At 44.8% G+C, this 20,970-nt stretch carries 23 protein-coding genes; 9 read left to right on the plus strand and 14 right to left on the minus strand.

The window, feature by feature from the left end; genetic code table 11:
* Positions 1-39: 39 nt before the first annotated feature.
* The 9 genes from AC3WJC_RS19635 (at position 40) to AC3WJC_RS19675 (ending at position 8,116) form a co-directional block, all read left to right on the plus strand.
* Positions 40-1,569, plus strand: coding sequence for a SusD/RagB family nutrient-binding outer membrane lipoprotein (locus AC3WJC_RS19635; protein WP_492400820.1), 1,530 nt, complete (start codon positions 40-42; stop codon positions 1,567-1,569).
* 123 nt (positions 1,570-1,692) lie between these two features.
* A complete protein-coding gene (locus AC3WJC_RS19640) occupies positions 1,693-2,151 on the plus strand; it encodes a RidA family protein (RefSeq protein ID WP_345334400.1) in 459 nt (152 codons plus the stop codon).
* Between the two features lie 29 nt (positions 2,152-2,180).
* Complete coding sequence (locus tag AC3WJC_RS19645; RefSeq protein ID WP_492400821.1) at positions 2,181-3,389, plus strand: aminotransferase class V-fold PLP-dependent enzyme; 1,209 nt, start codon at positions 2,181-2,183, stop codon at positions 3,387-3,389.
* 45 nt (positions 3,390-3,434) lie between these two features.
* Positions 3,435-4,673, plus strand: coding sequence for an amidohydrolase/deacetylase family metallohydrolase (locus AC3WJC_RS19650; RefSeq protein ID WP_492400822.1), 1,239 nt, complete (start codon positions 3,435-3,437; stop codon positions 4,671-4,673).
* Between the two features lie 23 nt (positions 4,674-4,696).
* Positions 4,697-5,620 (plus strand): RraA family protein, encoded by a 924-nt coding sequence (locus tag AC3WJC_RS19655; protein WP_492400823.1) that lies wholly within the window; start codon positions 4,697-4,699, stop codon positions 5,618-5,620.
* A gap of 141 nt (positions 5,621-5,761) precedes the next feature.
* Positions 5,762-6,094, plus strand: a complete 333-nt coding sequence (locus AC3WJC_RS19660) for an ArsR/SmtB family transcription factor (RefSeq protein WP_492400824.1) — start codon at positions 5,762-5,764, stop codon at positions 6,092-6,094.
* Between the two features lie 40 nt (positions 6,095-6,134).
* Complete coding sequence (locus AC3WJC_RS19665) at positions 6,135-7,025, plus strand: SRPBCC domain-containing protein (protein WP_492400825.1); 891 nt, start codon at positions 6,135-6,137, stop codon at positions 7,023-7,025.
* Positions 7,022-7,408: a DoxX family protein gene (locus AC3WJC_RS19670; protein WP_492400826.1), complete on the plus strand. Its 387-nt coding sequence runs from the start codon at positions 7,022-7,024 to the stop codon at positions 7,406-7,408. Before AC3WJC_RS19665 ends, AC3WJC_RS19670 begins: the two co-directional genes overlap by 4 nt.
* Positions 7,409-7,516: 108 nt before the next feature.
* A complete protein-coding gene (locus tag AC3WJC_RS19675; protein ID WP_492400827.1) occupies positions 7,517-8,116 on the plus strand; it encodes a MiaE family protein in 600 nt (199 codons plus the stop codon).
* Positions 8,117-8,130: 14 nt separating this feature from the next.
* Here the strand turns inward: AC3WJC_RS19675 and AC3WJC_RS19680 are convergent, their stop codons facing one another.
* The 14 genes from AC3WJC_RS19680 to AC3WJC_RS19745 all read right to left on the minus strand — a co-directional run.
* Positions 8,131-9,738 carry an FAD-dependent monooxygenase gene (locus AC3WJC_RS19680; RefSeq protein WP_492400828.1) on the minus strand — a complete coding sequence of 536 codons (1,608 nt, stop codon included), beginning with the start codon at positions 9,736-9,738 and terminating at the stop codon, positions 8,131-8,133.
* A 6-nt stretch (positions 9,739-9,744) separates the two neighbouring features.
* Positions 9,745-10,452, minus strand: a complete 708-nt coding sequence (locus AC3WJC_RS19685; protein WP_492400829.1) for an SAM-dependent methyltransferase — start codon at positions 10,450-10,452, stop codon at positions 9,745-9,747.
* Positions 10,453-10,498: 46 nt separating this feature from the next.
* Entirely contained in the window at positions 10,499-11,071 is a 573-nt protein-coding gene (locus AC3WJC_RS19690) for a hypothetical protein (RefSeq protein ID WP_492400830.1), read from the minus strand.
* Between the two features lie 9 nt (positions 11,072-11,080).
* Complete coding sequence (locus tag AC3WJC_RS19695) at positions 11,081-11,689, minus strand: hypothetical protein (RefSeq protein ID WP_492400831.1); 609 nt, start codon at positions 11,687-11,689, stop codon at positions 11,081-11,083.
* Between the two features lie 25 nt (positions 11,690-11,714).
* Positions 11,715-12,974: a pyridoxal phosphate-dependent aminotransferase gene (locus AC3WJC_RS19700; protein ID WP_492400832.1), complete on the minus strand. Its 1,260-nt coding sequence runs from the start codon at positions 12,972-12,974 to the stop codon at positions 11,715-11,717.
* A 78-nt stretch (positions 12,975-13,052) separates the two neighbouring features.
* Positions 13,053-13,790, minus strand: coding sequence for an acyl-CoA desaturase (locus AC3WJC_RS19705; RefSeq protein WP_492400833.1), 738 nt, complete (start codon positions 13,788-13,790; stop codon positions 13,053-13,055).
* 154 nt (positions 13,791-13,944) lie between these two features.
* Complete coding sequence (locus AC3WJC_RS19710) at positions 13,945-14,400, minus strand: PA2169 family four-helix-bundle protein (protein WP_492400834.1); 456 nt, start codon at positions 14,398-14,400, stop codon at positions 13,945-13,947.
* Between the two features lie 86 nt (positions 14,401-14,486).
* Positions 14,487-16,442, minus strand: a complete 1,956-nt coding sequence (locus AC3WJC_RS19715; RefSeq protein WP_492400835.1) for a M56 family metallopeptidase — start codon at positions 16,440-16,442, stop codon at positions 14,487-14,489.
* A 12-nt stretch (positions 16,443-16,454) separates the two neighbouring features.
* Positions 16,455-16,826, minus strand: a complete 372-nt coding sequence (locus AC3WJC_RS19720; RefSeq protein ID WP_492400836.1) for a BlaI/MecI/CopY family transcriptional regulator — start codon at positions 16,824-16,826, stop codon at positions 16,455-16,457.
* 101 nt (positions 16,827-16,927) lie between these two features.
* Positions 16,928-17,818 (minus strand): type IX secretion system protein PorD, encoded by an 891-nt coding sequence (porD, locus tag AC3WJC_RS19725; protein WP_492400837.1) that lies wholly within the window; start codon positions 17,816-17,818, stop codon positions 16,928-16,930.
* Complete coding sequence (gene coaBC, locus AC3WJC_RS19730) at positions 17,818-19,017, minus strand: bifunctional phosphopantothenoylcysteine decarboxylase/phosphopantothenate--cysteine ligase CoaBC (RefSeq protein WP_492400838.1); 1,200 nt, start codon at positions 19,015-19,017, stop codon at positions 17,818-17,820. Before coaBC ends, porD begins: the two co-directional genes overlap by 1 nt.
* A 94-nt stretch (positions 19,018-19,111) precedes the next feature.
* The gene (locus AC3WJC_RS19735; protein WP_492400839.1) at positions 19,112-19,462 is read right to left on the minus strand and encodes a DNA-directed RNA polymerase subunit omega; all 351 of its coding nucleotides are present in this window, start codon (positions 19,460-19,462) and stop codon (positions 19,112-19,114) included.
* Positions 19,463-19,470: 8 nt separating this feature from the next.
* On the minus strand, positions 19,471-20,397 hold the full coding sequence (locus tag AC3WJC_RS19740) for an outer membrane protein assembly factor BamD (protein ID WP_492400840.1): 927 nt from the start codon (positions 20,395-20,397) through the stop codon (positions 19,471-19,473).
* Positions 20,398-20,790: 393 nt separating this feature from the next.
* The coding region (locus AC3WJC_RS19745) for a hypothetical protein (protein WP_492400841.1) at positions 20,791-20,970 on the minus strand (180 nt) is incomplete at its 5' end.

Genomic DNA, 20,970 nt, shown 5'->3' on the forward strand with positions numbered 1-20,970 from the left:
AGGCATTGATCCATTAATTATATAAAAGGACAATTTGAGATGAAAAGAAACTTAAAAAGATATATAGCACTCCTGATAACCGGCATAATAGGTTTGCAGGCTTGTGACAAGGGTTTTGAGGAGATGAACACCAACCCCAACACCTCGCCTAACCCAACCCCGGCATTTGTGTTTACCAAATCAGTACTTGACGGCGCGGGCGATGTGCTTAACCTATTACAAGGCACCATGCAATACACCACCAGCTATAACGATGTGGCAGGCTTTGGGGCAAAGTATGTACTGAGCCAAAGCCAGCAATCGTGGCCGATGTTCAATAACGCTTATCCGAAGGAGATAAACGAGATAACCCAGGTAATTACCGCTTTAGGCAGCGATGCCGCCCTGTCAAACCAATTGCAGTGTGCACGTATATGGCGGGCTTATTGCTTTAGCCGTATTACAGACTTATATGGCGATGTGCCCTACAGCCAGGCCGGCAAGGGCTATACCGATGACCTGTATATGCCGGTGTATGATGAGCAAAAAAACATTTATGCCGATATGTTGAAGGAGCTTGATGAGGCCGCTACAGCTATAAATACCACTGGCGCAGGTTTTGGCGCTGCCGACCTGATCTATAAAGGGAATATGGCACAATGGAAAAAGTTCTCCTACTCGTTAATGCTGCGCCTGGCCATGCGCATGACCAAGGTTGACATTGCCGCTGCCGAAACCTGGGCTAAAAAAGCCATCGCCGGTGGTGTGATACTGGATGATGCCGACGTAGCCAAGGTTACCGGCTATGTATTAACTGGTCAGGACATCAACAAAAATCCGCTCGCGTTAAATTTATATAACTCTGATTACATCGCCGCCAATGGCGAAGGCAATCCCGAGGGCGGTAAATTTCAGGATGTTTTTATAGATTTTTTAAAGGAAAACGATGACCCGCGTTTGGGTGTGCTTTCAATAGTTTGGGTTAATAAGGCACCTGATACAACTGCTGCCACACAAAAAGGCATGTCGGCCAAATTGGGTACAAAGCCTATTGATTTTGTAACCTATTCAGAGCCTAACCCGGCAACCATATTGCAGCTAAACAGCCCATACTTATTACTTACCAATGCCGAAACTAACTTTTTGTTAGCCGAGGCTGCTTTGCGTGGCTGGTATACAGGCGCATCGGCAAGTGTGGCTTACGAGAATGGTATAAGTGCCGCCATGAGGCAGTGGGCGCAGTTTGGTACCGGCGCGGGTAATATATCCGACAACCAGATCCAGACTTACATCCGTTACCATAAGCTGAATACCGCGGGTACTGTTGATGCGCAGTTAGAGCAGATCTACACCCAGTTTTGGGTGGGCGTATACCCTAACGCTACCGAAACGTGGAATACTTACAGGCGTACCGGCTATCCTAAACTCACACCCAATAACTATGTGGGTAACGCTACCGGCGGTAAAATATTCAGGCGGTTTTTATACCCTGCAACGGAGCAGAATTTAAATGGCGATAACTACCGCGCGGCTATAGCCCGCCAGGGTCCGGATGAATTTCTGACCCGCATGTGGTGGGATCGCCCATGATAAAAAAAGAATTTGGTTAGTTAAGTGGCGAATAGTCTCCGCCGGTTTAATGATTTGCCGGCGGGCTATTCATTCTTTAACTTAGTCATATTCAACATAAAGGAAAAACAAACAATTACTACAATGGAAAGAAGATCGATCGTAAAAAAAATGTTGGCATCAGTAGCCGGATTATCTGTTTTTGGCCTGGCTAAGGCAGCGCCTGTACAGGCAGCCGAAGAGAAGGAAGTGAACAACGTTACCATGCAGGATGATGTTCCGCTGTTTTCCGGTTCAACCAAACTGGGCAACATGATCTTTATAGCCGGCAAAGGCGCGCACACCGCACCATTTGAAATTAAAGCCCATACCGAGATCGTGCTGAAAGAGTTGGAGCAGGAGCTTAAAAAAGCGGGCTCATCAATGGAGAAGGTACTGAAGGTGAATGTTTACCTGAACGATATTGCCGATTACAAAGGTATGAACGAGGTATACAAAGGCCGTTTCGGTAAAAAACCTCCGGTGCGCACCACGGTAGCTGTTGCCAAAGGCGGCGTACCCGGCGATTCGCTGGTTGAGATGGACTGCATTGCCTATGTATGATCGGTTAAAACCACCATTAAACTTTGATAATGAAACGTAGAAACGTTATAAAAAGCCTGTCAATGCTCCCCTTTGCGGGGGCGCTGACAGCTAAAGCAGCAAGCGCTGTTACCCCCGAAGCAGCGCCGGCACCTAAACGCGATTTTTTTAAGGAACTTGGCGTTACCCCGGTGATCAACGCATCGGTTACCATGACCTTTCTTTCCGGCTCGCTGATGCTGCCCGAAGTATTGGAGGCCATCAATTCCACCTCGCACGATTTCGCTAACCTGTACGAGTTGCAGGATAAGGTAGGCGCTAAAATTGCCGAAATGCTGCACTGCGAAGCTGCCATGGTAACATCAGGCGCGGCATGCGCCATGGTGTTGGGTACGGCTGCCTGTATTACGGGTACCGATGAGCAGAAGATAAAAATGCTGCCCAACCTGCCCGGCCCGCGCCCCGAGGTGATCATGCAAAAATCGCACAGGTATTTGTTTGACCAGGCGGTGCTTACCACGGGTGCCAAAATTATTGAAGTTGAAGGTGCTGCCGCGATGGCCGCCGCTATTAACAGCAATACGGTAATGGCCTTGTTTTTCAACGCGGCCGGTAGCAGCAGCATTACCCACGAGGAATTTCTAAAAGTAGCTAAGGCGAAAAACATTCCAACTTTCCTGGATGCCGCCGCCGATGTGCCGCCGGTTGAAAACCTGTTCAAGTTTCAAAAGATGGGGTTTGACCTGGTAACCTTCTCGGGTGGTAAAATGATCCGTGGCCCTCAAAGTGCCGGTTTATTATTTGGCCGTAAGGATCTGATAGCCGCGGCTCGGTTGAACCATAGTCCGCATGAGGCACCGATAGGCAGGCCGATGAAGGTGAACAAGGAAGAAATGTTCGGCATGTATGCCGCGCTTAAAGCTTATTTGGAGCGTGACCATAAAAAGGAATGGGCAGATTGGGAACAGCGTGTAAAAACCATCGGCACGAAACTGGAAACAATACCCACCGTAAAGACAAAAACCGTAGTTGATCCTGGCCCAGCGAATGCCTTCCCGAGCCTGTTTGCCACTTGGGATCAAAGCAAAATAAAAACTACCCCTAAACAGGTAGTCGCGGCATTAAAAAGCGGCACCCCAAGCATCGTTGCTAATGAAAAAGGCGATTCGCTGATCGTTGGCGTTGTCCTGTTGCGTACCGACCAGATAGATATAGTGGCCAACCGGGTAAAAGCTATTTTGCAGCAAGCATCAGCCTAACCAAAGTATTTTACGGGATTGCTTATTTGACTTGAATACACATTGATGAAAAAGATACTTGTTTTAATATTGACGGCGTTATGTTTAGGTAATGCGGCATCGGCACAAACCTATAGTATACTGATAAAGGGCGGCCATGTTATCGACACGAAGAATAATATTGACGAGGTGATGGATGTAGCTATTGCCGATGGCAAAATTGTTAAGGTAGCTAAAAATATCAGCGGTACGGCCAAACAAACGGTTGATGCCAAGGGCCTGTATGTTACACCAGGACTGATCGATATTCATTCGCATAACTTTTTTGGTACCGCGCCCGATCATCAGTATGAGAACGGTAACCTGGCCCTGCCACCGGACGGCTTTACGTTTAGAAACGGGGTAACTACCGTGGTTGATGCAGGCAGTTCGGGCTGGCGTACGTTCACTACGTTTAAGGAGCAAACCATTGATCAATCGCAAACCCGAGTATTGGCATTTTTAAACATAGTGGGCGAGGGGATGCGTGGTGGTTACGAGCAAAACCTGAACGATATGGACACCCGTATGTCGGCATTAATGGCTAACCGGTTTAAAAAATACATAGTAGGCTTTAAGGTAGCGCACTATGAGGGGCATGACTGGTCGCCGGTTGACCGTGCCGTGGCCGCGGGCAAAGAAGCCGGTGATATACCGGTAATGATAGACTTTGGTGGAAGCCAGCCGCCATTACCTATTGAGGAATTGTTTATGAAGCACCTGCGCCCCGGCGATATTTTTACCCATTGCTTTGCGCAGATAAATGGCCGGGAATATATTGTTGACCAGCAAACCCAAAAAGTAAAGCCCTTTGTGTGGGAAGCCCGCAAGCGCGGTATTTATTTTGACGTTGGCTATGGCGGCATCAGCTTTGCATTTTCGCAGGCTATACCGGCGGCAAAGGAAAGCTTTTTTCCAAGTTCTATCAGTACCGATATCCATACCGGCAGCATGAACAATGCCATGAAGGACATGCTCACTACCATGTCGAAATTCCTGGCTATAGGCATGGATCTGAAAAGCGTGATCAAGGCTTCAACCTCAAACCCCGCAATGGAAATAAAGCATGAAGAATTGGGTAACCTGAGCGTTGGTGCCGAGGCTGATGTAGCGGTGCTAAACATCCGCAAAGGTAAATTCGGTTTATTTGATTACACCGGCCGCAAGGTTGAAGCGGATAAAAAACTGGAGTGTGAACTGACCGTACGCGCAGGTAAAATAGTCTACGATCTGAATGGCATTGCCAATCCCATCACTATCCGTTAATTTGTTAGCTGAAGTTTATTTGTATGAGATTTAAAAAGATTGCCATTGGTTTAAGCGTATTGTTAGGTTGGTTCGCTAATGCCAATGCCCAAACCATTACCCGCGACGAACTTATATTTTACACCTCGGAGTGGAAGGGCGAACGGTTTAAGGATGGCCGCCCCAAAATACCTGATGCGCTGATAGAACGTGCCAAAAACATTGGTATTGAAGAAGCCTGGACGGTTTTACGTAACGAGGGTTATAACAACCAGTTTGAGCGTGGCTGGAAAACAGTGAACGACAAACCAGTGGTTGGTCGTGCGGTAACCGCCATGTTTATGCCCACCCGACCTGATATTGAAAAGAACATTAAAGAACGCGGCAACAAACAAGGCCGCAAAGGCAACACCAACGCCTGGCCAATTGACGTACTTACCACCGGCGATGTTTACGTGGCCGATGGCTTTGGCAAAGTGAAAGACGGAACGCTGATTGGCGATAACCTGGGCAACTCCATCTTTAAAAAATCGGGCAACGGGGTTATTTTTGATGGCGGTGCCCGCGACCTGCAGGGCCTGGCTAAGATAGATGGTTTCAATGCTTTTGTGCGCGATTTTGATCCGTCTTACCTGGCTGAGTCGGTATTGATGGGGTTGAATACGCCTATCCGCATAGGGCAAGCCATTGTATTGCCCGGCGACCTGGTGATCTCTGAACGCGAGGGCGTGCTGTTCATCCCTGCTCATCTGGCCGAAAAGGTGATCATTACTGCTGAATTTATTGGTTTGCGCGATAAGTTTGGGCAGGAGATGCTGAAAGCAGGCACCTACACCACCGGCGAAATTGATAGTCAGTGGACACCACAAATAAAGGATGCCTTTATTAAATGGCTCGAAAAGCATCCCGAAGAAATGAAAATGACCCGCGCGCAGTTAGACCTGTTTATGGAAAAGCGTACCTGGTAATTTGAAAAGAAATTATCAAAGCCCCGTTGTTAAGCGCAACGGGGCTTTGTTGTGTATAAGCATCTGCTAAAAAAAGTGAAAATAATTTGCGCAAGCATTTAATTGCACATATATTAGCAAGTAAATACTTGCATATTATTTATGGACGCCAGACGTGATGTTTTCCAGGCCATTGCCGACCCTACCCGACGTGCCATTTTAGGCATGATAGCTAATCAACCCCAAAATGTAAACGCCCTTGCCGAAAAATTTGACGTTAGCAGGCAGGCGGTATCATTACATGTTAAAATACTGCATGAGTGCGGCTTGCTCACCATCAGGCAGCAGGGGCGCGAACGTTACTGTGAGGGCAGGTTTGATAAGTTGAGCGAAGTGGCCGAATGGATAGAACAATACCGCAAATTCTGGAATAGCAGGCTTGATTCGCTCGAACAATATCTTAACCAAATACAAACTAAAACCGATAAATCCTGACCACTCACACCATCAAAACCAATTAAAAACTCAATAAATCATGCAAAACGAAAAGAACACCATCACCAGCATACGCGAGTTCAATTACCAGCGCGAGCAGGTATATAATGCCTTTGCGAATCCGGAATACCTGGCGCAATGGTGGGGCCCTAACGGCTTTACCAATACCATCCATAAATTTAATCTTAAACCGGGCGGCGACTGGACGCTGACCATGCACAGCCCGGATGGGCAGGATTTTTATAACGTGAGCAAGTTTGAGCAGGTAATAGCGCCTGAGCTTATTGTATATAAACATCTTGACCCTGTACACGTATTTACCGGGTCGCTGGTGTTCGGCTATTCATCAGGCAAAACTAGGCTTGAATTTAAAATGGCTTTTGAAAGCGATGAGGAATACAATAAGGTAAAGGATTTTGTTATACCGGCCAACGAGCAGAATTTTGACCGGCTGGAAAAGGTATTAAGTACCATGCCTGCCAACAGGGAGCTGATTTTTAGCAGACTGCTTAACGCCCCGCGTGAAATGGTTTTTGACGTATGGACAAAGCCCGAACACATTATAAACTGGTGGGGACCTAGTGGCTTTACCAATACCATTGAATACATGGATGCCAGTGAAGGCGGTAGCTGGAAATATATGATGCACGGGCCTGACGGGCGTGATTACCCTAATTTTATAAAATATACCGAGATAGTAAAGCCCGAAAAAATCCGCTATCTTCATGGTGAGCATGAGGGTGAGCAGGAACAATTTGAAGGATTGATCACCTTAGAGGAAGCGGGCAATAACCAAACCCGGCTTACCATGCGTTTAATATTTAACAGTGCCGAGGAGCTTGAATATGTGATACGTGAATTTGGCGCTGCTGACGGTGGTAACCAAACGCTGAACAAGTTAACCAATTACATAAATCAACTCGTATCATGAAAAAAGTGAACCTGATCTACTGGATATTCACCATACTGCTGGTGGCATCCATGTTGTTTTCGGCCATTGGCGGCTTTATGCCAACACCCGAGGGTAATGCCATGTTGAAGCACATTGGCTTTGGCCCGCACGTGTTGCCGCTGCTGAGTGTACTTAAAGTTTTAGGATGTATAGCATTATTGGTACCGGGCTTTGTACAACTTAAAGAATGGGCCTACGCCGGTTTTACCTTTGATCTGATCGGCGCGGTATATTCTTTCATCGTCGCGGGCGATCCGGTGATGATGTGGGCACCTATCTTATTAGGCTTTGTATTTATCGCCCTATCATACATCTACTGGCATAAAAAGTTAAAGCTGAAAGCAGCACAATCACTCAGATAATAAGTTATTCGCACAAGCAAAACCTGCCGTAAAATGGTGGGCTTTGTTATTTATGCTTTGCAATAACGTTGCTTTTAAGGCTGCTGATTAAATGGTAACTTTGCCATTGTGAGCGAGAAAACCATTTTAAAACTGCAATTGCCTACTGACCCTAATTGGGTGAAGAATGTAGTAGAAAGTAATATTGAAGAGATACTGACCGATCATGCTTTTTGTGAGCAAAAGGCGGCAAGCAATGCCATTACCCTCATTGTACAAAACCCCAACCTGTCTGACCTGGTGCAGGAAATGGCTGCCCTGGTGCAAGAAGAAATGGATCACTTTAAGCGGGTACACGATATTATTCTGGAACGCGGCTATGTGCTTGGCCGTGAACGGAAGGACAATTATGTGAACGAACTGGTAAAGTTTATGACAGGGGGCGGTAACCGTAACGAACAGCTAATTGACCGGTTGCTGTTTTCCGCCATGATAGAGGCCCGTAGTTGTGAGCGTTTCAAAGTAATGTCCGAAAATATAAATGATAAGCAGCTTGCCGATTTCTATCATGAGCTGATGATCAGCGAGGCTACGCATTACGCCACCTTTATCCGCTTGGCCCGGAAATATACCGAGGGCATTGACGTAGATAAACGCTGGAAGGAATTTTTAGATTACGAAGCCCGGGTGATTCAGAATTACGGCAAGCGCGAAACCATACACGGCTAACTATTGGTTTTTCTTCAGGAGAGGTTAGCAGTGACAAACCCAACCACATTCACCAGGTAATTATCCATCATATCAATATCAACCACATCGTTCATGTAACCGATGTACATATCCGGCCGTACTATGATGGCTTTTTTTTGCTCTTCCCGTATCCCGAATAGCTCAAATACCGCGTTGTTATTTTTTGATGGCGGGAGATAGAACAGGTTGATACTGCCGTTGTATTTCTGCGTTATCCATTTGGCAAGGGTAAATATATCTATCTCCTTAAACTTGCCCAGCACCAGTAATGTAAAGCCGGGCTTGCTGCACCAGGCGTGCAGATCAGTTGATTGTTGTGTGCGCTCGTCAAATATTTCAACATAAGGCAGGCGATCACCGGCTTTGATGGTTGAAAGCTGGCTTAAATGCAGGTTAATTCGGCTATCGCGATAGCTGATGCCTGTTTGTGAGATGGTTTTGAAAAATACTTCGCGCCATGTTGGCTTAGCCCATAAGTATTTAATAATACGAGGCAAAAAGGTTGTTTTGAATATGGATACCGCCCAATTGGTAGAGGTAATGATGTTGAACGCGCGGTCGGTAGTGCTGAGTAATTGTTTGGCAACGGGCAAACGTTCGGCTTCGTAACTGTCCAGTATGGCCGGTGCAATGTTTTTATTTATTACGGCGGCCAGTTTCCAGGCAAGGTTATAGGCATCCTGCAAGCCGGTATTCATACCCTGCCCGCCAACAGGCGAATGTACATGCGCGGCATCGCCAATTAAAAAACAATTTTGCAGCCTGAATTGGCCGGCCATACGGTGATGCAGTTTATAGGTAGTAAACCAGTTACAATGCGTAAGGTTGACGGGTTGCCCGGTTAGCTTAGCTAACGAAGGCAATACATCATCAAGCTGTAAGGCCTCTTTAGCCTGCAACTCTTGAGGTATATCGCCAATGATCCTGAAAGCCCCGGCTTCGGGCATCGGGAAAAACGCGGCCAAGCCTTTTTTTGCCAGGTAAAGCTGTATGTTATCATCAGGCATATCACCCAGCGTTACATCGGCCAGGTAAAATTTATTGGGATAAGTATCACCATTAAAAGGTATACCCATTTGCTTGCGCACCGTACTGTGCGCGCCATCAGCCCCGATAAGCCAATCGCAGGTTAGCGTATGGTTATTGCCTTTTTCATTTAAATGGACAGTGATCTTTTCGCCGGTTTGATCTGCTTTAAGCAAGGTGGTATTCCAGTATACCGGGCAACAGGCAGTAGTCAGTTCATCAAGCAGCAGCCGTTCATTTTTACTTTGTGGATAAAACAGAACGAATGGAAAACGGGTTTGCTTTTCGCCCACGCCCGTAAGTGAAAGTAATACGGGTTCTTTTCCGTGTACGTTAAAGGTAACACCGGTCGCCGGTTTCCCTTCAGCAAGTACACGGTCAGTAACCCCCATCTGCCGGTATATTTCAAGCGAACGTGCCTGAACGGCCAGGGCCTTGGTGTAACGGGTAGGGCCAACATTGCTGTCAATTATCAGCGGTTGAATACCATAGCGTAATAATTGTGCCGCCATCAATAATCCCGAAGGGCCTGCGCCAACAATTAAAACTGAAGTATGCTGATGCCCGCCTATCATAAATGCTTAACGAAAGAGCAGGAAAATGGTTGGTTTTTTGTGCAGGTCCGGCGGCTGTTTTTTCCAGTCTGCCAGAGTTTTGGTGGCTATCATTTCATCGGCACCGGTAATGTTGCAGGCAATGCAAAGCAGCGTTTTCGGGTTGCCGCTTTTCAATATTTCCTCCAGCATAGGGTTGTTGCGAAAGGGCGTTTCAATAAATATTTGCGTTTGCTTATTGCGTTCGGCTAAAGCCTCTATCTCCTTAATGCTTTTGCTGCGCTCTAACTTATCAATAGGCAAATAGCCATGAAAAGTAAAGCTTTGCCCGTTAAAACCGGAAGCCATCAGCGCCAACAATATGGAGCTTGGGCCAACCAATGGTACCACCTTAATGCCTTTACGATGGGCTTCGGCAACAATATCGGCACCGGGGTCGGCAATGCCGGGGCAACCGGCCTCGCTCATCAGTCCAACATCATTACCGGCTAATAAGCCCTTGAAAAAATCGTTATCCTGATTATCCCTGTTGTGCTTGCCATAATCATGAATAATGAGTTCGCTTTGCGGAGTTTTTAACCCCGCTTCTTTTAAACAGCGCCGGGCGGTTTTACTGTTTTCTACAATATATTCCTTGATGCTATTAATGGTATCAACCAAGAACGGTGTTAACGATTTTGCAACGGCATCATCGGCAAGGGGTACGGGTATTAAATATAGAGTTCCTGCAGGCATACTGCAAAAATGGCTTTTTTTATTCAGATGTCGTGTAAAAAGTCATTTAGTGAGAACGATCCCACCCGATATAATCTATAAGCAATTTATCGTTTTCTTTGGTTAGCGTAAATATCATGCACACATATTTTGTAAAAGTACAGGCAACCATGGCTTTATTATCGATAACATATAACTGATGCTGTTTCATTTTATCCAGGTTATTCAACACATCTTCCGGTTCCATGTTCTTCAGCACCAGATCAAAATCAAGGCCGTTTATCTTTGTAAGTTCGCTGGTTAGTTTAAAGCCTGCAAGTTCTTTATCAACCTGTTTAAAATGTTCACGATGTGTATTGAGATAAGCCTGCGATACATAACCGCTGCTATATAAGTGCGAAAGATATATTTCAACGCCATCCCAATCTATAGATGGCCGTGTAGTGCTATCAGGAGCCCCGCCTTTTACAAATCTGTAATGAATGGTAGTATCGTGGCCTTTTTGCTTATACCATTTTAAAAAGCCTCGTATGGTTGATAATATCTGTTGTCGATTGACTTGGGTAGTATTAGACTTTTGAGCGTAGATGTAACTTAGATTGGTTAGGATAATGATGATGATAAGGGTGAGCTTTTTCATATATGCTTGTCAATAAGTATCAACCAAACGTGCGGCAAACTCGGCCAGGTGGATGGCCTTTTGCCCGGTTATAGGTTTGCGATTGCCTATGATAAGCGTATGATCGGCCACCTCGATAATAAAATCATCCTCGCGGATATCCATCACCGCGTTCCGGAAATCGCGGGTTATACCGACAATGGCTTTGGCCTTGTCGTTCGCCAGTACATAAAAAGTATTACTAAAGGCTTTGTCCTCCGGAAAGTCCAATTCAAGCGGAAACACCAGCTCAAAAAGTTTATCAGTAAACGTTTCGCGCCTTATTTTTACCCGGCCTAAATTATGTTTAAGATAAGCCAGCCCCCAAGTTTGGTTTTCGCGGTGTTCGGTAATTTCTCCTGTAGCGCTTTGGCTTTTAACACCGGCCTCAACAAAGAGGATGTAGCAACGGTCGTGCTCGGTATTAATTACATAGGAGCTTTGCAGCTCAAACGATGAATACTGTTTAAATACTTCAAAATTGTTCAACTGAAAATCAATGTAACCGGTCGGTTCAATAGCAAACTCCTGTTTTAGTAAATAATAGGTATCGCTAAAACTATTGTCAGGTGATCCGGTGATGTCGGTTGTCAGTTCCATTCAGTTGAACAATTGAGAGGTTATGTTAGCTTAATTTTTCTAAAGCTGCCTTTATGCGCGGTATGGTCAGTTTGATATCCTCATTGGTAATAGTACCTACCGATGCGCGGAACCAGGCTTCATCCTCACCGGTGCCAAATGCCGAGAACGGCACCAAAGCAATACCCGCGTTTTTGATCAGGTAAAAGTTAATGTCTGTAGCGGTTTCAAGCACCTTGCCATCAGGGGTGGTTTTGCCCAGGTAATTAACCTTTATAGTTAGATAGATAGCACCCATCGGCTCAATAGCATCCACACTAAAGCCTTCGCCTTTTAATTGCTGAAAGCCCTGGTAAAGGCTGGTCAGGCTGGCCTGAACATTGAATTTTATATCGTTAAGGTAAGTATCAACCGCGTTATCATCAGCTAAAAAATGTGCCATAGCCACCTGTTCAGCTTTTGGAGCCCAGGCACCCATGTGGCCAACAATGGCTTTCATGTTATTTACTATAGCCACCGGACCAAACCCCCAGCCTACACGTACACCGGTAGCCGCGAAGCATTTTGAGCCGCCGTCAACAAATATGGTATAGTCGCGCAGTTCAGGGCGCAGGGTTACCGGGTTATAATGCTGGTGCTCGCCAAAGGTTAATTGTGAGTAGATCTGATCGTATAACAAATACAGCGGCTTTTTGCCTTCACCCCGGGTCTTATTTTCTTCGATTACCAAATCGCAGATCTCTTCCAGCGCTTCCTTGCTGAACATGGTGCCGGTAGGGTTAAGCGGCGAACACAGGGCAAGCAGTGCCGCGCCTTTGATATGCGGACGAAGCTCATCGGCCGTAGGCATAAAATTATTCTCCGGCAGGGTAGCTACCATTACGCCGTTAGCCGTAAGCAGATCACAATAGTGATTATTGTTCCATGACGGAGTAGGGAATACTACCTTTTCGCCGGGATTGACCACCGCCAGGTAAATAGAGTAGATCAGCGGGCGTGAACCACCCGAGATAATGATCTCGTTAGCGGCAGCATACTCCAAACCGTAACGCTCACTCAGGAATTTGGACACGCTCTGGCGAAGATCAAGCACCCCGTCAGCCGGTGGATAGTTGGTTTGATTTTGATGATAGGCCTCAACAATACCCTGCTTTAGTTCGGCAGGTATGGGGTAAATGTTCGAGTCAAAATCGCCAATGGTAAGGTTGGCAATATTTTCGCCCTGGCGTTTAAGCTCATTTATTTCAGCAGCAATTTTAATGATCTCAGATCCGCGCAGGTTTTGCGCTAATAACGATGCACTCATGGTATAATATTTATAAACGTGGTAAATATAAAGTAAATAAAAAAGCGGCTGAGTATGAGGCAGCCGCTTTTTTTATGGTTAAGCCACAACGGGCTTTCGTAATCGTATTATCCGCACCCAGTGCATCAGCTTCATTACCGGGTAAACGGGGTCAACCTCAAACCATTTCGCGCCAAAGTTGGCTTTGTTTGGATGGCGGTGATGGTTGTTTTGAAACAGCTCACCAAGCATCAAAAAGTCAAACGGAGTTGAGTTTTTTGATTTGTCGCCGTTATCAAAGTTTGAGTAACCGTATTTATGGCCACACCAGTTAACAATAGCACCATGTATAGGCCCCATTAAAAAGTGGATAGGTAACAGCAAAAACATCCACCAGGCGGTAGCAAAGGTGATGTAGAACCAGGTGTAGAACGCGATAAAAAACAAGCGCGACACGATGGTTGATCCCCAACGGTCAACCAGCGTCCACTCCGGGCAATAGCCATTAAAGCGATGCTCGGGTTGTTTAAGCTTCCTTACATGCTCACCATAAGTTTTTGAGGTGTAGTACATCATTTGAAATACGTCCCTGAAAAAGTGTGGTGAATGCGGATCTTTCTCAGTATCGCTGTAAGCGTGGTGCTCACGGTGCATCAACGCATAAGCGCGTGGATTTAAAAATGATGCCCCTTGAAAGAAAAATGTTAAAAAATGGAAGATGCGCTCATTTATTTTATGTGTGCTAAACATGCGGTGCGATGCATAGCGGTGTAAATAAAAGGTCTGAAAAAATAATGACAGGAACCAGTGCGCTAAAAAGAAAATTAAAATATACACGTATTGTTATTATGGATTAAAATTAGCGTTTAAAAACGCTGCAAAGTTACGGTTTATAAGCGTTATATTTTAAATAATCGCTTGTAATATTAACAGATAAAAGGCTGCTTTATTGTGAGTAAAGCAGCCTTTCATTATAATTCGGGTTTTATATTTAGACAGCACTATCGCGCATGGCTTTAATTTTATCATGGCCTTCGTTTATTTTTTGCTGCTGTTGCAGTAGCACCGATTTCACATCTTCCGGGAAGCTATTGTCAGTTAATGCATCCTGGTAAGCCTTTTTAATAGCATCCTCACCGCGCTCACATTCCTGTAAAATGCTCTTGCGGTCGTGCCCGGTAAAGGTGGCTTTTACATCAAGCCAGGTACGGTGCAGGGTGCCGGTTACGCTATTACCGGTGTCAGGTTTTTCGCCAAGCAGGGCAACGGCGGCAGTAAGCTCTTGCGCGTGGGTACGGCTGTCTTTAGCGAACAGTGTAAACAGGTTTCTCAGATCCAGGTCGTCGGCGCTTAGTTCTTTACTTGCACGTTCAAAGCCGTCAACACGGTCATTGTTTATTTGTATCAGGTCGTTAAGTATCTCAACGGATTTATTAGTAGTTGCCATGATGTTTTATTTAAAATATATCACTATAAGTTAAATAAATAACCCGTAGTGATATATTTTGTTTTATACATTGGGTTAATCAACTATTAAAATTCAGGCGATACGATGTCCTCAATATCGGCTGTTGTATCCAAGCCTTCTTTCGCTTGTTCGGCAAGCAATTTTTTTAATTTTTGCTGATAGGCATCGCTTTTAAGGTAATTCTGCAATTTTAAGGTAGCCTTTTGCATTGCCTGCTGGTGCAATTTTAGTTCAGCGTTATTTTGATAGGCTTGTAACTTTTGGCTCAGTAAGCGCATGTTGTCTTGCTTTAAACCCAGGCTCTTTAAACTATACGCTTTATGCAGGCTATCGCTTAATAGCCGCATGGCATCTTGCGCCTGTTTATAGGTTTCACTTTCGTAATTCTTGTGCAGTTTCAAGCCTAACTCGTGCAATTGTTCTGTTTGCTGCTTAATTTTCGGTGAGTTGCTTAAAGCCGTAATTTTATTACTGAGTTCATCAACCTTTTTAGCTTGCTGCTCAAACGCATTGCTGGCGGGTTTAAGCTTGCCAAGTTTTGCTCCCTCAACTTCTAAGCTTTTCTCCAGGGTTTTAAACTCCGTGCTATTATAGTAGCTGTCTATAGAATTACTCAGGCTTTCAATTTCTTTATTAAGTTTCGTCACTTCCGGGTTGTTGCTCAATTTTTCCAGCTCCCCGACAACTTTCTCCTGCCTGTCGGTCAGCGCTTTCAATTCCGGACTATTATAGTAAGCGTCCAGTGCTTCGCCGTTCTTTTCCAGTTCGGTAGTGATGTTTTTAAACTCAGCGCTTTCATAAAATTTGTTTATAAAATCACTATGCCTGTCTATCTCGGCACCTAACCGCTCTAATTCAGGGTCGTCACTAACAATCACATTTTTACCATTAACGCGTACTGTACTTTTTTTAGCTGCAACGGGGGCTTTGGTTTTTGCCACGCGCTTTTTGGCGGGTACAGTATCGCCTAAAAGTTGCTGTACAAATTCGGGTTTATCAGTATTAACGGTTAGTGTATTGTTTTTAATTTGTGGATTAAACCAGGCAATACTGCCCAGGCTGAAGGCGAACAGCAGCAGCGCTGCCAGTGTGTGCCTTACGTTTATAGTAAGTTTCTTTGTTGTCATGATACGTTCTATTCGGTTTAGTAATAAGTTTTTTGTTCCGGTGGCGGCAAGTGACAATTGCAGGTTGTTTTGTTTTTGTTGTTCGAGTTTCAGCAGCGCGCGGGCGTAGATCAGCGGTTGGCCGGTTATGGCTATCACTTCATCGTCGCAGCAATTTTCACGTTCGGTATTAATGTGTTTGTTTATAAGGATGGCGAAGGGGTTATAAAACAGCATTACGCCAACAATTTGCTGTATCATATTCAGCAGGTAATCGTTCCGTTTAATGTGGGCCAGTTCGTGTAACAATATGGCCTCAATTTCAGTAGCGGATAAATGGGTGGATATACTTACCGGCAGCAGGATGATCGGTTTTAAATGGCCTATCATTCCCGGTACATCAATCAGCTCACTAAAATATATACCAACATTTTTGTTAAGTTTTAATGATCCGCTTAATTTTTCAACCGCGTTGGTAAAACCGCAGGCTGCTACCAGCGAACGTTTAATCTGTATAATATTGCGCCAGGCAAAACACAGCTTCAAGGTATTAAACAGCAATCCGCCTAAATAAATTACCGCTATGTAGGGCAGGTATTTTTCAAGCGTGTATTGATATTGGCGATATGAATGTTCCGTTACATCAAGGTATTTTGGGAAATAGGGAACAAATCCGCTGGCCGGGCCGGCAGTTTGCCAGCTCATCTGGCTGGCCTCATTTACCAAGGTGATGATGAACCACACCGTGAGCGTACCCAGCGCTGCCAGGTTGAGGTTATGTTTTTTAGCGGAAGTTAAAGCAGGCAACAATGCTAACAATAACCGTAACGACAAATAAACCAGCAAACCCTGCCAAAGCGAGTGTATAATGGTTATGCCAAGTATCTGACTGATATTTTGAACAAGCGTTTCCATAACGTTCATTTATTATTTTTCAAATTGATCGAGGTACTTTTTAATCGCGTCTATTTCTTCCTTTGATGTTTTGTGCTGCCCCAGGGCCTGCATCACCAAATCAGACGCGGAACCTTTAAACATCGTTGCAATAAATTTATCTAAAGCGGTTTTTTGTGCTTCTTCCCGGCTGATGGCCGCCTTGTACAAATGTGTTTTTGATGAAGTGTCGCGCGATACCAACCCTTTCTCGTGCATTATCTGCATCAGTTTAAGGGTAGTGGTGTAGCCGGCATCTTTACTTTTTAAAAGTTCATCATGCACATCACGTACAGTGCATTCGCCTTTGGCCCATATTACCTGCAAAATTTCCAGTTCGCTTTCCGTTGGTTTTATATCACTCATTTTTATCTACGATTATCTTCGTACAAAGATGTACGATAGATTTCGTAAATGCAAATGATTGCTTGAAAATTTTTAGAAAAATATTTTAAGATCGGCTGATCTTACTTTAAAGCCTCGTATTTAAGGCCATTTGATGGGTCGGTTTGCATCAGCAGGTTGTAAGCAGCTACACGTTCCTGCTGAGGAGCTTTGCTGTAGATGGATACCAGCTCATTACTCTTGGTGGTATAAAACACTACCGGCAGCATGGAGCCCAGGCGTTTACGGTCAACCGATGCAAGCGTGGGTAGCAGCGTGTTAATAGCCTGCCTGCCCTTTACCACGTTATCAGCCATCAGGTCGAGCCCGTTGCGGTGGTAATCATACATAAAGTTACGCAGGTTAACATAAAGCCTGCTGTTCAGGTTCTCGGCCAGCCAGTAGCGGTTCAGGTTACTATCAAATGCTTTCCACCCTCTAAATGATGCCGTTTGCGCGTTTACCACGATGTTTTGTGCCGCAGCAAAATAGGTTGAACCACCCAGCCTCGAAAAGCTATCGTAATCCATACCCACTATAACATAAGCATAAAAAGCCATCACCGCACTCAAATTACCCTGAAAATTTTGATCGGTATAGTCAACAGTTTGTCCTTCGGTATAGCTAAAGTCAAAATCACGGTCGTTAATGTTAAGCAGGGTAGTGGTATAAGCCGAATTATATACCGGGCGCGATGCCTGTACCTGCAGTTCACCGCTAAAATTGCTCGCACCATCCCAGGCGGTAACATTAAGGGTAAAGGTGCAATCAATCCGCTCCTGTGGTAAAATAGCATCCGGACTCCATTTGCGGCCATTCAAAAAATCGCGCATGGCGGTTTCAAGCACATCAAATATGCGCTTATTGGTAACCTGTATGGTAGGAGTAAGTACCTGTACACGCGCGTTCAGGTCCTGGGCAAGGGCTGCCGTGTTTAACCCTATCAGTAATACTATGTACAGGTATTTGCGCATTATTTATTTAGCAAGTCAATCAGCTTTTTACTGATGTCGGCAGCAACCTCGGCTTTGCTTTTCAATTCAAACGAGATTTTGTTAAGTTGCCGGTCAATCATGGTTATTTTATTGGTATCGCCCTTAAAACCCGCGCCGTTATCATTCAAGGAGTTCAGTATGATCAGGTCGAGGTTCTTCTTGTTCAGTTTGTCGATAGCGTACTGTTCTTCATTTTCTGTTTCGAGGGCAAAGCCGATCAGTATTTGGTTTGTACGTTTTATCTCACCCAGGGTTTTTAAAATATCGGTAGTTTTTTTCAAGCCGATGTTTAGTGAGGATTCCTGTTTCTTGATTTTTTGGGATGATACCTCAATTGGCGTATAGTCAGCCACGGCGGCACTCATAATACAGGCATCAGCATGTTGAAACTCGTACAGGCAGGCATCCAGCATCTCGGCGGCCGAGTTTACATCTATCCTGTTTATGTTGCGCTTGCCAACTGTTTGCGCGGTTGGCCCGGCAACTAATGTTACCTGCGCGCCGCGTTCCGCAAGCTCATCAGCAATAGCAAAGCCCATTTTGCCTGATGAATGGTTGCCTATAAACCTTACCGGGTCAATAGCTTCATAAGTTGGTCCTGCGGTAACGAGTATTTTTTTGCCGTTAAGTGGTAAGGTTTTTTGTATCTTGTTTTGTAAGATAGCTACAATCTCTTCAGGCTCGGCCATACGCCCTTCGCCATGCAGCCCACTGGCCAGCTCGCCTGTTCCGGCAGGGATCAGCGTATTTCCGTATTCTTTTAACTTGCTAACGTTGTTTTGCATGGCCGGGTGCTTCCACATATCCAGATCCATCGCGGGAGCAAAGTAAACCGGGCACTTGGCAGAAAGGTAGACAGCCATCAGCAGGTTATCGCATAGGCCATTGGCCATTTTAGCCATGGTATTGGCTGTAGCAGGCGCTATCAGCATATAATCAGCCCAAAGGCCAAGGGCTACATGATTGTCCCATTCGCCGCTATCAGCATCATAATATTTTATATGTACCGGATTTTTTGACAGGGTAGAAAGTGTAAGCGGCGTTATGAAGTTTGCCGCGTCGGGTGTCATCACCACTTGTACATTGGCACCGGCCTTAACCAGCAGGCGCACCAGCAAAGCCGATTTATAAGCCGCTATGCTGCCGCATACCCCTACAATTATTTTTTTATCTAGCATGTAGTTTAACAGCTATGCCTGCTTTACAGGCTACCGTATGCTGCAAAGATATATTATATAAAAAAAAATCCCCCTTTTCAGGAGGATCTCATTATTATATTTCTTTAGGCTCTTTAGCCGGGTTGCGATAGTATACCTTATTCTCTAAAAATTCCTGCACGGCTACCAAGGTAGGTTTAGGCAATCTTTCGTAGTGTTTTGATATTTCTATCTGCTCGCGGTTTTCAAAAACTTCTTCCAGGTTATCATTTGCCGATGCGAACTCTGATAGCTTCTGGTGAAGCTCTTCTTTAATATTGTTCGAGATCTGGTTGGCCCTTTTGCCCATAATTACCAGCGACTCGTAAATATTATCAGTTCCCTTGTCAAGCTCGCGCAAATCGCGGGTAACTGTGCTGCTTGCCACAGTCGGTTTAGTGTTATTATTATTGTTAACGGTACTCATATTCTTTATTAATTTGTTAATTCCGGATTCTTATCTTTTATGGATGGCGGCTGGGTGGTAACCGTATCTTTTTCGGCAACCTTTTTAGCCAGTTTAGGGTTAATAGCTACCTGGGCCAAAATACGCTTAGCGCGAATAATACCCTGCTCACTATCCTTTATATATTCTTTAGCATCTTTAGCGTACTTACTGTCCGGATGCTTTTCAATAAACTCATCAGCGTACTTTATAGTTTCAGCATAACGGTCTTCCTGCTTAAACTCGGTACTCTTATCAGCATAAGTATACTGGGCCTTTATGGTTAAAAACTCAAGCTCCTCGCCATATTTGGTATCCGGGTAATCACGTAATGTATTATTAAAGGCAATTACGGCTGCCTGGTAGTCGCCAATAGTAAGGTAAAGCTTCGCGTTTTCGTAGGCTTTTAACTCCAGCTTGTCGCGCAAGTTTTGTATCAGTTTCCCTGCCTCGGCAACACGGTCGCTTTTAGGGTAAAGGTTGATGAATAACTGCAGGGCCTCAATAGCTTTACCGGTATTATCCTGATCGAGCGAGTATATCGGCGAATCAAGGTAAAAACAGTATGCTGACATAAAACGGCACTCTTCAGACCGACTGCTTGACGGATATGTGTCAGCAAATGTTTTAAAATGGTAACGTGCCGAGGTATAATCCCTCAGTTTGTAGTTAGTATAAGCGTAATAGTAAAAAAGATCCTCAGCTTCTGAGCGGCCACGGTAACGTTGTACCAGGTCGTCAAAAAGCTCAAGAGCGCGGCCGTAGTTCTTTTCATTATAATAACGCAGGGCCTCTTTATATTTTTTAGCATTATCATTACTGGCCTTCAATTTTTCGAACTTGCTTTTGCAACTGCCCAAAGCAAGCACTAAAACTGCCATAAGGCCACACAGTAACAATAGTTGTTTTTTAAACATTCTGCAAAGATAGTTAATATTATAAATCAGTCAATTATTTTATTCAGCACGTAAATATATAACCGTGCTTTGTAAGTAAGGTTATTGCCACAGCTTGTTTAACATATTTTAACCTTATTTATTGTTTATAAAGATGATGGTATAGGTGTCGCATCGCTTACTACATATATTGTGGATACGAATCTTATACTATTATATAGGCAATAAAGGCGAATACCCACTAATCTCCAGAATGTTTGCCCTCTCAATTAATTTTTTCTTCCTGAATCACAGACAGTTTAGGTGTTTAAACCAATAAAAGGCGGATGAGTGTTTGGAAAGGTGGGAAAAGGGGTTACCTTTGCAGCCGCTTTAGAAGGCTAAGGCGAACGTTATTTGAAAGGATAAACAGTATTACAGGGGGCGGCAAAAAGCAGCATTAGCGGCAAAAAGCGACCCGGAAGCAAGGCGAGAAATTATTTTAAAATAGTGCTTGCGAAAATGGAAAGTAATACTGACCTTTGCGACCCGCAACGGCGGGGCTTTCCGGTCTGAAAAGACGGGGGAGTTGAGTTGAAAGGTTTGGAGATAGGG

The organism is Mucilaginibacter sp. FW306-07-L, from assembly GCF_058782065.1.

Coding starts and splice junctions, on each gene's coding strand:
- AC3WJC_RS19660 (WP_492400824.1), top strand. CDS start 5,762: ATGGACGCCAGACGTGATGTTTTCCAGGCCATTGCCGACCCTACCCGA.
- AC3WJC_RS19700 (WP_492400832.1), bottom strand. CDS start 12,974: ATGAGTGCATCGTTATTAGCGCAAAACCTGCGCGGATCTGAGATCATT.
- AC3WJC_RS19710 (WP_492400834.1), bottom strand. CDS start 14,400: ATGGCAACTACTAATAAATCCGTTGAGATACTTAACGACCTGATACAA.
- AC3WJC_RS19680 (WP_492400828.1), bottom strand. CDS start 9,738: ATGATAGGCGGGCATCAGCATACTTCAGTTTTAATTGTTGGCGCAGGC.
- AC3WJC_RS19670 (WP_492400826.1), top strand. CDS start 7,022: ATGAAAAAAGTGAACCTGATCTACTGGATATTCACCATACTGCTGGTG.
- AC3WJC_RS19740 (WP_492400840.1), bottom strand. CDS start 20,397: ATGTTTAAAAAACAACTATTGTTACTGTGTGGCCTTATGGCAGTTTTA.
- AC3WJC_RS19665 (WP_492400825.1), top strand. CDS start 6,135: ATGCAAAACGAAAAGAACACCATCACCAGCATACGCGAGTTCAATTAC.
- coaBC (WP_492400838.1), bottom strand. CDS start 19,017: ATGCTAGATAAAAAAATAATTGTAGGGGTATGCGGCAGCATAGCGGCT.
- AC3WJC_RS19640 (WP_345334400.1), top strand. CDS start 1,693: ATGGAAAGAAGATCGATCGTAAAAAAAATGTTGGCATCAGTAGCCGGA.
- AC3WJC_RS19645 (WP_492400821.1), top strand. CDS start 2,181: ATGAAACGTAGAAACGTTATAAAAAGCCTGTCAATGCTCCCCTTTGCG.
- AC3WJC_RS19715 (WP_492400835.1), bottom strand. CDS start 16,442: ATGGAAACGCTTGTTCAAAATATCAGTCAGATACTTGGCATAACCATT.
- AC3WJC_RS19735 (WP_492400839.1), bottom strand. CDS start 19,462: ATGAGTACCGTTAACAATAATAATAACACTAAACCGACTGTGGCAAGC.
- porD (WP_492400837.1), bottom strand. CDS start 17,818: ATGCGCAAATACCTGTACATAGTATTACTGATAGGGTTAAACACGGCA.
- AC3WJC_RS19655 (WP_492400823.1), top strand. CDS start 4,697: ATGAGATTTAAAAAGATTGCCATTGGTTTAAGCGTATTGTTAGGTTGG.
- AC3WJC_RS19695 (WP_492400831.1), bottom strand. CDS start 11,689: ATGGAACTGACAACCGACATCACCGGATCACCTGACAATAGTTTTAGC.
- AC3WJC_RS19635 (WP_492400820.1), top strand. CDS start 40: ATGAAAAGAAACTTAAAAAGATATATAGCACTCCTGATAACCGGCATA.
- AC3WJC_RS19690 (WP_492400830.1), bottom strand. CDS start 11,071: ATGAAAAAGCTCACCCTTATCATCATCATTATCCTAACCAATCTAAGT.
- AC3WJC_RS19685 (WP_492400829.1), bottom strand. CDS start 10,452: ATGCCTGCAGGAACTCTATATTTAATACCCGTACCCCTTGCCGATGAT.
- AC3WJC_RS19650 (WP_492400822.1), top strand. CDS start 3,435: ATGAAAAAGATACTTGTTTTAATATTGACGGCGTTATGTTTAGGTAAT.
- AC3WJC_RS19720 (WP_492400836.1), bottom strand. CDS start 16,826: ATGAGTGATATAAAACCAACGGAAAGCGAACTGGAAATTTTGCAGGTA.